We start from the raw sequence: 16,393 nt of genomic DNA on the forward strand, positions 1-16,393 counted from the left end.
TCTGGCGACCACAGGTTCGATAAAGGCCGCCAGGGCAGACAGAGGTCTGGCGCATCCTCCCGGTCTGGGAAAGTTGGAAGCCAGGTCCCTATTTAGGAAATAGCCCACGTTTCTTCCTGAGAAAAAAGACTTAAATTTTCCCCCCAAAAAAGGCTCTCTAGGATAGAGTGAAAGGACTCTATTGTGGAAATTCTGGCAAACCGGAGGCAGGGGACGCCAGGCCGGGAGGTTTCTGCTTTTTCGAGAAAGCGGGGACCGGCCGAAGGTCATGCCCGGCGCGTTGTGAGCTTCCAGGATGCAGACTGAGATGGACAATCCACAAAATTCAATGGAAGAGGAAGACGCCATGAACGCAGACGCTGAATTGGCACGCGACATTGCACGCCTGTATTCGTGGGCGAATGTAGAAGACGCTGCATATCACAGTTTTACCCGCAGGCGAAAGCCGCACTCCAATCGCAGCGGACCGTCCGTTGAGGAGCATGCCTCGGAGAAGATGGAACCGAAGGTGAGAATGGATTCTCACCACCTTGGGGAAGAGCCGGTGGGGACGCAGACAGCAGAAAAAGCGGTCCTTACGTCCGCAGCGCCGGTGGTTGAACCGATGCCGACCCCGGCGGTCCCTCCTCCGGCCTTCACCCACCTTCCTTCCCATGAGCAGGCATCGGTACCCGTAACCATGCCCTGGCAGGAAACAGCTTCCACCCCGGTATCGGTGGCCGTGTACTCGCTGGCGGGCGGAGTGGGAAAGACCACCCTTTGCGCAAACCTGGGCAGGATCCTTTGCTCGCTCGGCGAGCAGGTGCTGCTGGTGGATGCATCCGGATGCGGCCTTTTGCCTTTTTACTTTGGCGCCAGTGATTTCCGTCCGGGGCTGCGCACCTTCAAGGACCCGCAGCAGAGGTATGCTCCGGTCCGGGTGCTGGGGGCAGAGCAGATCACGCCGGAATGGTTTGAGTCCCAGGTGAAGCCGGCAATGCAGAATACGCAGCGGGTCATCTTTGATCTTGGACCGGCATCGGTCGAGGTCCTGCCGCAGGTCCTGGAAATGAGCTCTGTGGTGCTGATTCCGGTGCTTTCGGACTTAAATTCGATTCTGACGATTTCACGCATTGAGGCGGGGCTGAAGAAGATGCGCGCAGCGTCGCATACCATCCCTGCGCCCTATTATGTGTTCAATGAATTTGACGAGCAGAACCCGATTGACCAGAAGGCGCGCGCCCTGGTGAAGCGCCAGGTCGGCGAGCGGCTCCTGCCGTGGTCCATCCGCTACAGTACGGTCGTGGCCAACGCCATCGCCGACCGGATGACCGTCGCCGACCACGCGCCAGATTCGGCCGTGACCCACGACTTCATGGAGGTGGCCTCCTGGTTGCGGGTAACGGCCCCGGTGGCTGAACTTTCCGCCGCGGCCCACAGGCGGTGGAGTGAGCAATGAGATGGGTGCTGGGATACTGGAACTCTCTTGGCACCCGGTCCAGCCTTTTTGCCGCCCTGGCGCGCTACACCGTCTACGCCATCCTCTTATTTCTGGCTTTTGAGTGCATTACGATCCGGTTTAACTGGCCGGAGCAACTGGTCCTGGGCACGCTGACCATCCTGCTCACGTATGCGATCCATCGCATCTCGGATGCAGAGGTGGTCACGCTGGCCCTGATGTTTGCTTCCATGCTGGCGACCGCGCGCTATGCCTACTGGCGCGTTGCGACGGTGGTGGAAGCCGTGGCCAAGCAGGGGGGCGAGCTGGGATGGGCAAACATTTTCTTCATGCTGGTCCTGCTGTCGGCAGAGTTTTATGCCTTCAGCATCCTGTTTCTTGGTTACATCCAGACCATCCGCCCGCTGCGCCGTCGCCCGGTACCGCTGCCCAGAGACATTGACCAGTGGCCGCATGTGGATGTTCTGATTCCCACCTATAACGAGCCTCTTGCCGTGGTGCGCAGCACGGCCTTTGCCGCATTGAATATGGATTATCCGGAAGACAAGCTGCATGTGTATGTTCTGGATGACGGGCGGCGGGAGGAGTTCCGGAAATTCTGCGAAGAGGCCGGTGTCGGCTACATCATCCGCAAGGACAACAAACACGCGAAGGCGGGGAACATCAACCATGCGCTGACGCTGCTCGATTCGCCGTATGTCGCGATTTTTGATTGCGACCATGTGCCGACACGCAGCTTTCTGCAGGTGACGCTGGGCTGGTTTCTGAAGGACAAGAAGCTGGGCATGTTGCAGACCCCGCACTTTTTCTATTCTCCGGACCCATTCGAGCGGAACCTGCACCAGTTTATGTCCATCCCGAACGAGGGGGAGTTGTTTTACGGGGTGGTGCAGGATGGAAATGACCTATGGAATGCGACCTTCTTCTGTGGTTCCTGTGCCGTGCTGCGACGGGAAGCCCTTGAGCAGATTGGCGGCATCGCCACAGAAACGGTGACCGAGGATGCCCATACCTCACTGCGCATGCAGATCCATGGATGGAACACGGCCTATATCAACATCCCGCAGGCGGCCGGTCTGGCGACGGAGAGCCTTTCCAGCCACGTCGGGCAGCGCATCCGCTGGGCGCGCGGCATGGTGCAGGTCATGCGCACGGACAATCCGTTGTTTGCCAAGGGGCTGAAGTGGCCGCAGCGTCTCTGCTATTTCAATGCCATGATCCACTTCCTGTATGCCGGCCCGCGGCTGGTTTTTCTGACTGCGCCGCTGGTCTACATGCTGCTGGGCAGGATCAATATTCCCGGCTACTGGATTGCCATTGCTGCTTACGCTCTGCCTCATCTTTTTCTGGCCAACGTGACCAACTTTCGGGTGCAGGGCAAGTTCCGGCATTCTTTCTGGAACGAGGTGTATGAGACGGTACTGGCGCCATATATTCTGGGCCCTACCTTGCTGGCGCTGGTCAATCCGAAGCTGGGCAAGTTCAATGTGACGGCCAAGGGAGGCATTGTCCGGCGGAGCTATTTCGACAAGAGAATCGCCTTACCTTACATCACTCTGATTCTGCTGAATGTGCTGGCGCTGCTGATTGCCCCCATCCGGTATTTCTACTGGAATGCGGGCCATCCAGGCACGGTCATCATGAATGTTGTCTGGGTGCTTTTCAATATGGTCATTATCGGGACGGCAAATGCTGTGGCTTATGAATCAAGGCAGGTGCGCAGAGACGTGCGCATTTCGCTGAAGATGCCGGTGCAGATCAAGCTGGCCGACGGCAGGAGCTTTTTTGGCGAGACAGTGGACATCTCCCGCGGGGGGACCAAAGTAAAGCTGGAAGTGCCCTTGACGCTGCCGGCCGGGAGCCGTCTGCGCATCGTTTATCCGTTGCGCGGGCAGGAGGCGGAACTGCCTGCCAATGTCGTCAAGGGCGAGGGGCTGGACCTTCGGCTGCATCATGCTGAGCTTTCGCTCGAAGAGGAGGAGATGCTGACGCTGGTGCTTTATTCCGGCGCGGACACCTGGCTGAGCCGCAGCGAACAACGCGAGCCAGACAGACCGATGCGCAGCTTTCTGCGTCTGGTGCGGCTGTCCGTAAAAGGTGTGGCGCTGGCGCTGAAGGCGGTCGTGCCTTCAGGACGGGGAGCGCGCCTGAAAGCGGCGCGGGCCGAGGCGGCCATTTTGCTGACGGCGGTGCTGGCGGGCGGTTGCCTGTTCACCAGAGCACAGACCACACCTGCGCCTGCGGGCCCGACGGAGGGCACCTTTCACAGCATTTTTTCCCTCAAAGACATGGGGGTCCCGGAGGCGGTCGTCTTCCGCGGCGTGGCTTCAGGGCGGAACATCCCCTTTTCGCTGCCCCAGACCGATATTCCTCAACAGGCGTCGCTCAAGCTGCAGTATGCCTTTTCGCCGGGCCTGATTCCGCAGATGAGTCATCTGAGCGTGCTGCTGAATGGGACGCTGGTGGCCACGGTGCCCGTCCCGCAGAACAAGGACATCGAAAGTAACCAGACCGTGACGATTCCGCTGCCCGCTGAGCTGCTGGTCCGCAATAATGTGCTGGCCTTTCAGTTTGTAGGGCACTATACCCAGCAATGTGAAGATCCGGCCAATACCACGCTGTGGGCGCGGGTGGAAAACAGCTCGCAGGTAGAGGTCTCCGGGACGCTGCTTCCGCTGGCCGATGATCTGAAGATCCTGCCGCTGCCGTTTTATGACGGGGCCGTCAGCAGCACCTCTTCTTCGGTTCCCTTTGCCTTTGCCTCTTCAACGGCAGACCCGGCCGTCCAGCAGGCGGCCGGTATTGTGGCCTCATGGTTCGGGGTTGCGGCAAAGTCGCGGCCGCTCTCCTTTCCGGTGAGCACTGGAGACATTTTGCCGAAGGGAAACGTGGTCCTGTTTGCGGACAGTTTTTCTGATCTGCCACCGGGGCTGAACGTCAATGGCGACGGTGCTCTGGTAGCAGTGCGGGCCAATCCGAATGACCCTTATGGAAAAGTGCTGATTGTGGCAGGAAACAGTGGCGAGCAGCTGCTGGCGGCGGCAAGAGCGCTGGCGCTGGGCAACTCTCTGCTCCAGGGCAGGACGGCGAACATCTCGCAGATACAGCTGCCCCCGGCAAGGAAAGAGGACGATGCGCCTCTGTGGCTGAAGGCGGGACAGACCAACTCCTTGTGGGACTATGCCACCGATACTGAGCTGCAAAGCGACGGCTCCGGACCCATGGCGGTCTATCTGCGCGTTCCTCCAGACCTTTACTTTGGCGACCGGCAGGACGTCCCGATGCATGTGGACTACCGCTACAACGCCATCTCGCTGGCAAACGCCTCAACGCTGCGGATTACGGCCAACGGTGGTCTGGTAAACGAGCTGCCGCTGCCGCATGAGAACAATCCGAAGAAGACGCTCGCCTACGATGCCGCAATCCCGGTGGTGAACCTGCGACCGTTCGCCAACACGTTTCTGTTCAATTTCTATTTCCAGATTGCGAAGATGGGGAACTGCCAGGACACGCCGCCGATCAATCTGCAGGGGGCCATCCTGCGCAGCAGCTATGTGGACCTGCGGGGGATCCAGCATTGGGCTGCGATGCCCAACCTGGAACTGTTTGCCAATGCCGGCTTTCCTTTTACGCGCTTTGCCGACCTTTCGCAGACGCGGATCATTCTTCCCGCGCAGCCGAGCCAGCAGGAGATGGAGGCCTATCTGATGCTGCTGGCCTACTTCGGGGAGCAGACGGGGTATCCGGCGCTGCGGGTGAGCACCGGAGACGCTGCCAAAATGGGGGGAGACGAGGACTATTTGGTGTTGGGAACGGCCGGCGACCAGCCCGCCTTTGCACGCCTGAATGAACAGCTTCCGGTGCGGGTCCAGGACGGCGGACTGACGGTCCGGGACACGGGCGGGATGTTTGCTGCCATCAAGCGGGCCTGGTGGCAGGTGGCCGAGATGCGTCCGGACTGGTGGTGGAAGCTGGGCCGCTATGATCATGATGGCCTGATTGAAAGCCTGAGTCAGGCCCCGGAGACGCTGCTGCAGGGGATTGAATCGCCCTGGAAGCCGCACCGGTCGGTGGTGACGATTACCTTCCGCGACAATGATGCGGTCGGCGCCTTTGCGGCGGCCTTCTGGAAGGCGTCCATGTCGGGGGACATCAGTGAGTCGGTGAGCGTGCTGCATGGAAAGCAGTTCAGCTCCTACCGGCTGGGCGAGCGTTACTATCATGTGGGAGACCTGCCCCTGTGGGATCGCATCCGCTATATGCTTCGGAGCTTCCCCTGGCTGATTGTGGTCCTTACGTTTGTACTCGGACTTTTCATTGTTCCCTGGACGAAGTTGTGGCTGGACCGGCGCGCGCAGGCGCGTTTGGAGGCAAAGAACGTATGAAGCGGTGGTGGGTGCTGACGGCCCTGTTCTTTTTGCTTCGTGGGGACCTTCCGGCAGAAACGGGCTGGTCCTTGTGGGACGCATACGCTGCCAGTTTTATCAGCCCGCAGGGACGGGTGATTGATGCGGACCGCAATGCCATGACCACATCGGAGGGCCAGAGCTATGCGATGTTCTTTTCGCTGGTGGCCAACGATCGGGCAACCTTTGACCGCGTGCTGGGCTGGACGGAGAAAAACCTGGCCAGCGGCGATCTAGGGCGGCAACTGCCGGCCTGGAGCTGGGGCACCAAGAAAGACGGGTCCATGGGCGTGCTGGACCCCAATTCGGCCTCTGATGCGGACCTGTGGATGGCCTACACGCTGTTGGAGGCCGGACGGCTATGGAAAAATCCCTCTTATTCCCAAAAGGGAGGGGCGCTACTTTCGGTCATTTCCAGCCAGGAGGTCGACCATGTGCCGGGAATCGGACCGGTCCTGTTGCCGGGAAAGGTGGGTTTTCATCCCGCGGCGGAACAATGGTTTCTCAACCCGAGCTATCTGCCTCTGCCGGTCCTGCTGGGGGCCGCGCATTATGCACCCCGGGGCTCCTGGAAGCAAATGGCCGCAGCGCTTCCGGTGTGGTTGAAACAGGCCAGTCCGGCCGGGTTTGCGATGGATTGGGTAGAATGCGATGGCAAAGGTGTATTTCCGGCAGCGGTCCCGGGAGACCCTGCCGCCAGCGCCAAGGGTAGCTACGATGCGATCCGGGTCTATTTGTGGGCCGGGATGGCAGCCGATGAGATGCCGCAGAAGGCGCCACTGCTCGAAGATTTTGCCGCGATGGCGCAATATGTGAAGGCCCACGGGGCGCCCCCCGAGAGTGTTGCGCCGGATGGCCATGTTTTAAGCACGGCCGCCCCGCCGGGTTTTCTGGCGGCGATTTCCCCATTTCTGTTCAGTACAGGAGACCGCGTGACCGCGGAGACGCTGCTGCGCAATGTAAAGGCGCAGGTCTCGTCTTCGACAGGTTTGCTGGGAGAGCCGGCGCGGTATTACGACCAGAACCTGGCGCTTTTTGCGCTGGGATGGTATGAAAAACGCTTCCGGTTTGCGCCGGATGGAACGCTGAGGCCCGTATGGAAAAAATGACCCGCCACATCCTCCGTACGTTTACATTCACTGCCGCGCTGGCATTGCCGATGGGGATGTCCGTGCAGTTGCTGGCGCAGTCCGCTGCCGAAAAGGCGTTGCTTGAAAAGGCGCAGAAGCTGGCGGCGAGCGGGCATCCGGAGATGGCGGCGCAGACTTGGGAACAGGTGCTGCTGGCCGACCCCAACAATCGCGAGGCGCTGGCCGGCATCGCCCGGGCAGAGATGCAGCTGGGCAAGGCGGCCGAGGCCAGGCGGTATCTGGACCGTTTGCGGGCCAATGGCGGAAGCCAGCAGGAGATCAACCAGATCCTGCAGGTCCAGCGTGTGCAGCCGCGTTCCGAGCGCCTGGAAGAGGCGGGCCGTCTGGCGCAGGAAGGCAATTATGCCGGGGCGATGCAGATTTACCGGGAGGTTTTTGGAAACAAGCCCCCGGCGGGCGATGTTGCGCTGGCCTATTACGATACGGAGGCCGCAATTCCCTCCGAGCGCGGCCATGCCATTGAGGGGCTGCGCAGTCTGATGAAGCAGTTTCCCGGAGACTCCCGGTATGCCATCACGCTGGGGCGGGTGCTGACGTATGATCCGAAGACCCGCGCCGAAGGGATGGCCATCCTTCGGCAATACCCGCAGGTACAGGCGGCGCAGGCAGCGCTGCACCAGGCCGAGGCGTGGAATGCGCAAGGGGCCAGTACGGCAAATACCTTGACTGCGGGCCAGGAGGCGGCACCGCCGCGTCCGGCCGGAAACCCGCTGGAGGCGGCCGCCTACCGCGCGCTGAACAGCGGACAACTGGATGAGGCCCGGGAGAAATTTCAGGAGCTGCTGGCCAAGCAGCCGCGCAACGCCCAGGCCCTGGCGGGGATGGGATATCTTTCCATGCGGCAGCAGGATTTTGTCTCGGCCAGTGATTATTTTGAGCGGGCGCGCGCAGCCGGGGCTCATGGCCTGGAGAGTGCCATCAGCAATGCGCATTTCTGGCAGAAGATGACCGAGGCGGGCAATGAGCTGGGCAATGGCCACACGGAGGCGGCCATTGCTGCCTATCACGCAGCGCTGGCGCTCAAACCGAACAGCGTGGACGCGCTGGTTGGACTGGGAAGCGCCTTCCAGCAGGCCGGAGAGTATACCGATGCCGCGCAGACTCTGGACAAGGCCGTGCGGCAGGACCCACAGCGGGCCGACGCATGGCGCAACCTGTTACTGGTGGAAAGCGCAGCCAACGATCCTCAGGGGGTCGCCGATGCCAATACCCGCATTCCGCGCAATGTGCGGGCGCAGTTAAGCAGCGATCCGGACTATCTGCGCGTGCTGGCGCAGGCCTATCAGGCCCTGGGCCGCAAGGCCGATGCGGACAAGGTGATCTCCGAAGCACTGGCCCTGCCTTTCCCCAATGAAGGACGGGACATGCCGGTGTCCAAACAGCTACAGTATGCGGGGCTGCTGCTGGCAGCCAAGCGCTATGCACCTGCCATCCGGCTTTACCGCCAGGTGGTGGCGCAGGACCCGGAGAATGCCAGCGCCTGGCGCGCTCTGATTGCGGCCGAGCATGAAAGCAACCAGGATGAAGAAGCGCTGACCACGATCGGACAGATGCCGCAAACGCTGCTTGAACAGCAGCAGAATGATCCTGATTTTCTGGTGCTGGTCGGCTCGGTCTATCAGTCGCGGCACGATTATGGACGGGCAGCGAAATATCTGGAAAAGGCATTGACGGTGAATCCCAACGCTCCGCCGGGTGTTGCGCTGCAACTGGCGGACGTATACGCCGCGCAGGGGGCTACGCAGAAGGCGTACAACATTTACCGCAGCGAGCTGGACCAGGACCAGAGCAACCAGCAGGCGTGGCGTGGGCTGCTGAATGCCTTGCATCAGTCCGGGCGCGACCGCGAGGCGTTGCGGCAGATGGCCTCGATTCCGGAGGCCACCCGGCTGCGTCTGGAGGCCGACCCAGGTTATCTCCAGACGTTGGCTGCGATTGAGGTCTCAACCGGACAGGCCCAGGCCGCACTCAGGCATTTTCAGCGCGTGCTGGACATCTATCACGACCAGAACCAGGACGTACCCGTCGGCACGCAGATCCAATATGGCTGGGTGCTGTTGAAGGCCGGGGACGACCGGAGGCTGTATGCACTGGTTTCCAGCCTGGCCGATACGCCAGAGATGACCGATGAGCAGCAGGCGGATTTTCACAATCTATGGGCGGCCTGGAGCATGGAACGCGCCAACGCCCTGCTGGCCGCCGGTGATCAGCGGCGCGCGCTGGCCATTCTCCAGACTGCGGCCCAGGCCTTTCCCGCAAACAAACAGGTCTCCGCAGCCCTGGCCGGGGCCTATCTGAAGGCCGGAGATGCCCGGCAGGCGGTGGCGATTTATGCCTCCATGGACATGGAACATGCCACGCTGGCCCAGTATCAGGGCGCCATTGGCGCGGCGCTGGCCGCCCGGGACATGAAGCACGCGCAGGATTGGCTGGAGGCGGCCCTCGCGCAATACAAACATGACCCAGCCATTCTGAAGATGGCCGCCCAGTACGAGCAGGCACGGGGAAATTCTGAGCGCGCAGCGGCCTATTATCGCGCCGCCCTGGACGCCATGGGACCGGGGCCGCAGCACGACCTTCTTTCCCCTTCCGGGCCTTCCGCGACACAGCAACTGATGCAATTGCTGGCCCCGGCGGGACGTGCGGCGGTTTCCGTGCCGGATGAGACCCTTCAGCATGGTGTCGATGTTTCCTGGCAGAACGCTCCCAGCGAAACGACGCCGACCCTGGGTGATTTCGCAGAGACAGAGGCCGCCCAGACGGCCCCGGTGGGGAACGTGGAGCAGAACACGGCGACCCTGGACCGTTTTTCTGCCGGTGTGAACGAGGTCCCTCATGCGGCGGACCGAAATGCGGTCGATGTGGCTTCGGCCATACCGGCAGTCCCGGATGAGGCGCGGACTTCTGCCCGCATCGAATACCTGCGTCCGGCCCCGGCGGGCATGGCCTCTGTGCAGCCTGCAGCCGCGGCGCAGCAGGTACCCACCTACCGTCATCTGGGTTTCAGCAACGATCCCAATCCGGCGAGCCGTTTACAGGCCGCGGTGCAGGAGATGAATGGCCAGGCGCAGGAACCGGATTCCGGTGTCCCGGCCCCAGTGGAGCCCGCTCCGCAGAAAGACCTGCTGAGCACGCCCGCGTCCTCAGCAAAGACAAGCGAATTGCCTCCCCTTACCGGCCCCGCGCCGGCGCGAGCCGTGCGTCCCAGGACGGAGCGGGAGCAGATCGAAGACCAGTTGGCGATGATCCAGGGAGCTTCGAGCGGCTGGATCGGAGGCTCCTCCGGGGTGGACTATCGCAGCGGCCAGCCGGGATTTGACCGTTTGGCAAATTACACGACGCAGATTGAAAGCTCTGGAATGATCGCCCCGAACGTGCGCGCTACGGTCATCGCCCGTCCGGTGCTTCTGGATTCGGGCTCGGCCACCAGCACCACCACGTTTCAGCAGGGCACTCTGCCTGCAAATACGCTGCCCTATCTGCAATCGGCGGCGGGAATTGGCGGCGAGTTTCAATTGCGCGCCCCCTCTTTCGGGCTGAGTCTCGGATATACGCCGCATGGCTTTCTGATTGAGAACACCATCGGCAGCGTTTATGTCCACCCGCCACAATCGCATTTCACGCTCAACTTTGACCGTGCTCCTATTTTGGACACGCAACTCTCCTATGCCGGGCTGCGCGATCTTGGCAGCAAGGGGCCCACATATCTGGGCAATGTATGGGGTGGGGTTGTGGCCAATGGCGGGGAGCTACAGCTTGCCTTCGGAGATGCCCGCTCCGGATGGTATATCCAGGGCGGTGGACAGTACATTACCGGAAAACATGTGCAGGACAATCGCCGGATGGACGGAGATGCGGGGGCCTACTGGCAGGTCTGGCAGCATCCTGACTACGGTACGCTAACGCTGGGCACGAACTTCTTTGGAATGCACTATGACCATAACCTGCGCTACTTTACGTATGGGCAGGGTGGATACTTCAGTCCAGCGGCCTACATGCTGGCAGGCGTGCCCTTTACGTTCAACGGACACCACGGCCCACGCTTCCACTACCGGGTGATGGGCAGCTTTGGTGTGCAGGCGTTTCAGGAAAATTCCACGCCCTACTATCCGCTGGACCCCGCCATCCAGTACGCCCGGGACAATCCTTACTATCCGGAGAACACGAGCGTCAGCGGGAACTATAGCCTGGATGCAGAAGGCGCATATGCCATTGCAGAAAAGTGGTATGTGGGCGGGTATCTGAACTTTAACAATACGCGGGACTACGCAGAGAACAAAGTCGGCTTTTATGTGCGCTATCTCTTCCGTCCGCAGCCGACCGGGGAAAACGGCCCGACGGGCCTCTTCCCGATCCAGGGCCTGCGCCCGCTTCAAGTGCCATAGACCAGTGCCGTGTGCCGCCCCTGTCTCAGAGGCGAGCCGCGCGGAGGATTTTTGTGTGGCTGCAATTCGGCGATGCGCAGTGTTGAAGGATTCCGGGGCAGCATCGTATGAGTAAGAGTGGGTGGTCCGCTTCTGGTGGACCTGCCGGACCGCCCGCAGTCTATGGAAACAGCAATGGCCCCAGCTCCACAGACCGAAGCCCTGCCCGTTGTAGAACGCGACGGTTATCGCTTTCCTCCTGGCCTTGCCTACAACCTTCCGCTGTATGTTTTGCGGCGCTTTTTCAAAGTCGGCAATCCGATTCGGCTTTTTGAATACCTGGCGGAGACCTACGGGCCACATTCCTATTACCGGATTGGTCCCAGCCATGTCGTCGTGCTGCAGGACCCTGAGATGGTGCGGGAAGTGCTGATTGTGCAGCCGCAGAATTTCATCAAGGAGCGTACACAGCGGCGGATGAAGATCCTGCTGGGTGAGGGCCTCATTACCGCCGATGGAGAAGCCCATAAACGGCAGCGGCGCATTGTGGCCCCGGCCTTCCATCGTCAGCGCATTCAGGCCTACGCCGGCATGATGGTGGACCGCGCCGTCGTGATGCGGGAGCAATGGAGACCGGGGACGGAGATCGATGTGGCCGCAGAGATGATGCGGCTGGCGCTGCAAATCGTGGCGCGCACGCTGTTTGATACCGATGTTACGTCCGACGTGCAGCGCATCAACGACGAGGTCAACGCCATTATGCGGCTGTACAACTTTCTGGTGGCGCTGCCTCGGGCTGAGATCTTGCTCAACCTGCCGGTCCCTGGGTTGATGCGTTTCCGGCGCGCGCGTCGACGTCTGGACGAGGTGGTCTATCGCATGATTGCGGAGCACCGCCGCTCCGGTAAAGACTCAGGGGACCTGCTTTCCATGCTGCTGGCTTCAAGAGACGACGAGGCGGACCATTCCGGTATGAGTAACAGGCAGCTTCGCGACGAGGTGCTGACCATCTTTCTGGCTGGATATGAGACGGTCGCCAACGCGCTGGCCTGGACCTGGCTGCTGCTGGCAGAGAACCCGGATGCAGAGCGCCGACTGCATGAGGAACTGGACGAGGTCCTGCAAGGCAGGGTGCCGCAGCTTTCCGATATTCCCAATCTGCGCTATTGCGAAATGGTCCTGGCGGAGTCGATGCGTCTGTATCCGCCAGCCTGGGCGATGGGGCGTCAGGCCATCCGCGACGTGGAGCTCGGCCCCTACCGGCTGCCGGCCGGATGCTATGTTTTCTTCAGCCAGTACATCATCCAGCGGCGCGCGGAATATTTTCCCGATCCCCTGAAGTTCGATCCTGGACGTTTCACCCCTGAACAGAAGCAGCAACGTCCGCGGTTTGCTTATTTTCCTTTTGGTGGAGGAAGCCGGCAGTGTATTGGCGAGTCCTTCGCGTGGATGGAGGCCGTGCTGATTCTGGCGACGATGGCGCAGCGCTGGCGTCTGCGTCTGGTTCCTGGGCAGCGCATTGAGGTGCAGCCGAAGATCACGCTGCGTCCGAAGTATGGGGTCCGCGTGGTCCCGGAGCTGCGCTGAGCTGCCGGAACGGCAGAGGTCACTGTTGCCTCGGGACGATTTGGTCCAGCGCTGCCTGAAGGTGCAGGCAGACCAGGTCCATGTCCGCCTCTGAGAGGCGGTTGTAAAAGGGCAGCGCGAGTGTGCGCTGGCCCACATGTTCGGTCGTGGGCAGGGGTTGGGCCGGAAGGATGCTGCGATAGGCAGGCTGCAGATGTACTGGGGCGAAGTATCGGGCACAGCCGATGCCTGCGGCATGAAGAAGACGATAGACCGTGTCTCGGTCTGAGGGGCCGAAGGTGTCGGCGAGCCGGACCACATAGACAAACCAGCTCATACGTCCGCCAGGGAAGTCCAGCGGCGGCAGAATGAGGCGGGGATCACGACGCAGGCGCTGGTGATATCGCCCGGCCACTGCTTCACGTGCAGCGAGCATGCTTTCCAGGCGCCGCATCTGGCTGCAACCCAGAGCACAGGCCATTTCGGACAGGCGGTAGTTATAGCCCACGCGCCCATGCTCAAGCCACTCGCGGGAATCGTATCGGCCCTGGTTGCGAAGGGCGCGGCACTCCCGGGCCACCTCAGGGTGCGGTGTGAGGACCATGCCGCCTTCGCCGGTGGTGATCTGCTTGTTGGGGTAGAAGGCGAAGACGGAGGCATCAGCAAACGAGCCGGCCTTTTTCCCCTGATACTCTGCACCCAGGGCCTCGCAGGCGTCTTCGATGACCCTCAGGCGGTGTTTGCGGGCGAGGGCGAGCAGGGCGTCCATCGGTGCCGGGCGGCCAAAGGTGTGGACCACGAGGATGGCGCGGGTGCGGGGTGTGATGGCCGCTTCAACACGGGCCGGATCAAGATTCAGGGTCGCGGCTTCAATGTCTACAAAGACAGGCTTCGCTCCTACAAAGCAGACGGCGTTAGCAGCGGCAATAAATGTGAATGAGGGCAGGATGACTTCATCGCCTGCACCGATGCCGAGGGCGAGAAGGGCCAGATGGAGTCCGGCTGTGCCGGAGCTGACGGCCACAGCATAGGGCAGTCCGATGTATTCGGAAAAGAGTGTTTCAAATTCCTCCTGCCTGGGGCCGATGCTCAGGCGGGTACTGCGCAGCACAGAGAGCACGGCTTCGATGTCTGGGTCCTGGAGGTCTGGCTGCGAGAGAGGGACCTTCATGCCGTCTCCAAGATGTGACCGCGTTTGAACAGAAGTGTTTCTGGCCCCGGGAGGGTGGTCAGCACCTGGACGATGCGTTCGGCGGCATGGCCGTCTCCATAAGGATTGGTCATTGTCTGAATGGCCCGGAGAAAATCGGAAGACTGCGCCTGCCGGACCTTTTCAAGAATGGACCCTGCGTCCGGAGCGGCATCAAGAACGTTGGGACCGTGCTCGCGGCCCTGCTGTCGCATTCCCACATTGATGGTGGGCAGAGCAAACGATCCGGATTCCATGATGCCGCTGCTCGAATTGCCAATCATGAGGTGGACGCAACGCAGAAGGCCCCAGTAGGTGACCGCGGGAAGATTGATGAAGAGACGGCCATGTCCGCGCTGGTGAAGAAAGCTCCTGGTGCGTTCGATGAGATGGCGGCTCCCCGCATCGGCATTGGGGTAGCAGAAGAGGACCTGGTCGGGCAGAGCAGCCAGCGCTTCAAACAAGGCACTGGTCTCACTGGTGGTGTCGCGCAGCAGGGTCACCGGATGATAGGCGACGAGCACTGTGGGTACGGAGAGGTCGAGGTTGAGGGCCTGTTCCAGTTCCTCACGGGAAGGCAGGCGGCTGCGGCGGAGATGGTCAAGTGAAGGCGCTCCGGCACGATGAACGCGCCACGGCTCCTCGCCCATACGGATGACACGCTGGCGGGCGAGTTCGGTCGAGGTGAAATGGATGTGCGCCATTTTGGTGAGGGCGTTGCGGACGGCGTCATCAATGGCCCCTTCGCTGACCTCTCCACCTTCGATGTGCGCGATGGGAATGCGAAGGGCGAGCGCGACGGAGGCAGGCGCAAGCATCTCGTAGCGGTCGGCAATCAGCAGAAGCAGATCGGGGCGCATCTGTCCCAGCACGTCGGCCAGGGAAAGGATGCCGACGCCGATGCTCTTGGCCATGCCGATGTCGGTGTCTGAGCTGAGCAGGCATTCGAGCCGGGCCGCGATAGGAAAGCCATCGGCCTCAATTTCGCTGACGGTGCAGCCAAATTCGGGAGAGAGGTGCGCGGCGAGCACGATCAGTTTCAGGTCCACGCCGGGATGGGCCTGGAGGTCTTTGAGCGGCCAGTACAGATGGCTGTAATCAGCGCGGGAAGTTGTGATGACTGCGATTCGTTTCATGATGTGGGGACCTTTTGCAACAGGTCTGCGCTGGGGCGGTATTCGGGAACCAGGGCGGTAAGGGACTGAAGGAGCAGACCCAGGTCCCGCGTGCGGAGGGCCTGCTCCAGAGCATCCATCCGGAGCTGAAGCTCGGTTTCAGGCATCGAGCGGAAGAGAACACGCCGGAGGGTACCCTCTGGCTCTGTCTCAAGCGATTCGTCTTCCGAGAGCAGGGACTCCTGAAGCTTTTCACCGGGACGGAGCTGGGTGTAGAGGATCTCGACCGGGCGGTGATGTTTTTCCATCAGGAAGCGGGCCAGCTCTTCAATGCGGTGCGGGCCATTGAGTGGAGGAACCAGGACCGTGGAGTGCACGGACAGGGCCGCCGCGGCCTGAAGCAGGGAGACGGCTTCGGAAAGGGTCATGAAGTAGCGTGCTGCCTGTGGATGTGTAATGGTAACGGGGCCACCGCTGGCGATCTGTTTTTCAAAAAGCGGCACGACACTGCCGGAAGATCCAAGAACATTCCCCAGGCGGACGGCCTTGGCCTGTGTGCGGGAGTGGTTTGCGAGTACGAGAAGCTCGGCCACCCGTTTGGTTGCACCCATGACGCTGCAAGGGCCGGCGGCCTTGTCCGTCGAGAGCAGAATGAGCTGCTCTGCCCCATAGCGCGCAGTGGCGCGGAGGACCGATTGCGTGCCCAGAACATTCGTATACGCCGCAGTGAAGGCGTTCTTTTCCATCAGAGGAACGTGTTTGCAGGCAGCGGCATGGAAGACGACCTGAGGGCGGAATGCGGAAAAGACCTCTTCCAGCAGGGCCTCATTGCAGACATCACCGACCAGGCTGTGATGGCCGTCTCCCAGGTGCGAATCGAGATCGTAGATGCTTTTTTCTGAGGAGTCGAGCAAGACAAGGGCGGCCGGATTGAGATGCCTGCAGGCCTGGGCCAGGGAAGAGCCGATGCAGCCCCCCGCTCCGGTGATGAGAATGCGCTTTCCCGCCAGGGCCTTGCGGACCGTCACCGGACAGACGGTGATGGGGGGCCGGCGGAGGAACTCTTCCCAGTAGAATGGAATCTCAGTCATGCTTTGTACCACAGGCAGTCAGGCAAGCCTCCGCGGAGACATGGATCCAGTGCCCTCTCTTGAATTTTATCGG

General features: G+C 61.2%; 8 protein-coding genes. 5 read left to right on the forward strand and 3 right to left on the reverse strand.

The features are described 5' to 3' along the window. The first annotated feature begins 346 nt into the window (after window positions 1-346). From N655_RS0106975 to N655_RS0107000, 5 genes are all read left to right on the forward strand, one after another. Window positions 347-1,438, forward strand: a complete 1,092-nt coding sequence (locus N655_RS0106975) for a cellulose synthase operon protein YhjQ/BcsQ (protein ID WP_162173513.1) — start codon at window positions 347-349, stop codon at window positions 1,436-1,438. Beyond that, complete coding sequence (gene bcsA / locus N655_RS0106980; protein ID WP_026442401.1) at window positions 1,435-5,823, forward strand: UDP-forming cellulose synthase catalytic subunit; 4,389 nt, start codon at window positions 1,435-1,437, stop codon at window positions 5,821-5,823. The genes N655_RS0106975 and bcsA overlap by 4 nt, the downstream gene beginning before the upstream one ends. Then, the gene (gene bcsZ / locus N655_RS0106985; protein ID WP_026442402.1) at window positions 5,820-6,953 is read left to right on the forward strand and encodes a cellulose synthase complex periplasmic endoglucanase BcsZ; all 1,134 of its coding nucleotides are present in this window, start codon (window positions 5,820-5,822) and stop codon (window positions 6,951-6,953) included. Before bcsA ends, bcsZ begins: the two co-directional genes overlap by 4 nt. Beyond that, complete coding sequence (locus N655_RS0106990; protein WP_162173514.1) at window positions 6,950-11,380, forward strand: cellulose biosynthesis protein BcsC; 4,431 nt, start codon at window positions 6,950-6,952, stop codon at window positions 11,378-11,380. The genes bcsZ and N655_RS0106990 overlap by 4 nt, the downstream gene beginning before the upstream one ends. Before the next feature lie 117 nt (window positions 11,381-11,497). After that, window positions 11,498-12,946, forward strand: a complete 1,449-nt coding sequence (locus N655_RS0107000) for a cytochrome P450 (RefSeq protein ID WP_349509471.1) — start codon at window positions 11,498-11,500, stop codon at window positions 12,944-12,946. A 19-nt stretch (window positions 12,947-12,965) separates the two neighbouring features. On the opposite strand, the gene N655_RS0107005 is transcribed toward N655_RS0107000, so the two are convergent. From N655_RS0107005 to N655_RS17790, 3 genes are read right to left on the reverse strand one after another with little or no spacing between them, the layout of a single operon-like run. Further along, window positions 12,966-14,096: a DegT/DnrJ/EryC1/StrS family aminotransferase gene (locus N655_RS0107005; RefSeq protein WP_026442405.1), complete on the reverse strand. Its 1,131-nt coding sequence runs from the start codon at window positions 14,094-14,096 to the stop codon at window positions 12,966-12,968. Then, complete coding sequence (gene neuC, locus N655_RS0107010) at window positions 14,093-15,250, reverse strand: UDP-N-acetylglucosamine 2-epimerase (RefSeq protein WP_026442406.1); 1,158 nt, start codon at window positions 15,248-15,250, stop codon at window positions 14,093-14,095. Before neuC ends, N655_RS0107005 begins: the two co-directional genes overlap by 4 nt. Then, the gene (locus tag N655_RS17790) at window positions 15,247-16,320 is read right to left on the reverse strand and encodes a polysaccharide biosynthesis protein (protein ID WP_049961309.1); all 1,074 of its coding nucleotides are present in this window, start codon (window positions 16,318-16,320) and stop codon (window positions 15,247-15,249) included. The genes neuC and N655_RS17790 overlap by 4 nt, the downstream gene beginning before the upstream one ends. Between the last annotated feature and the right edge of the window lie 73 nt (window positions 16,321-16,393).

Source organism: Pseudacidobacterium ailaaui (genome assembly GCF_000688455.1).
GTDB classification, from domain to species: Bacteria; Acidobacteriota; Terriglobia; order Terriglobales; family Acidobacteriaceae; genus Pseudacidobacterium; species Pseudacidobacterium ailaaui.

Coding starts and splice junctions, on each gene's coding strand:
- N655_RS0106975 (WP_162173513.1), top strand. CDS start 347: ATGAACGCAGACGCTGAATTGGCACGCGACATTGCACGCCTGTATTCG.
- bcsA (WP_026442401.1), top strand. CDS start 1,435: ATGAGATGGGTGCTGGGATACTGGAACTCTCTTGGCACCCGGTCCAGC.
- bcsZ (WP_026442402.1), top strand. CDS start 5,820: ATGAAGCGGTGGTGGGTGCTGACGGCCCTGTTCTTTTTGCTTCGTGGG.
- N655_RS0106990 (WP_162173514.1), top strand. CDS start 6,950: ATGACCCGCCACATCCTCCGTACGTTTACATTCACTGCCGCGCTGGCA.
- N655_RS0107005 (WP_026442405.1), bottom strand. CDS start 14,096: ATGAAGGTCCCTCTCTCGCAGCCAGACCTCCAGGACCCAGACATCGAA.
- neuC (WP_026442406.1), bottom strand. CDS start 15,250: ATGAAACGAATCGCAGTCATCACAACTTCCCGCGCTGATTACAGCCAT.
- N655_RS17790 (WP_049961309.1), bottom strand. CDS start 16,320: ATGACTGAGATTCCATTCTACTGGGAAGAGTTCCTCCGCCGGCCCCCC.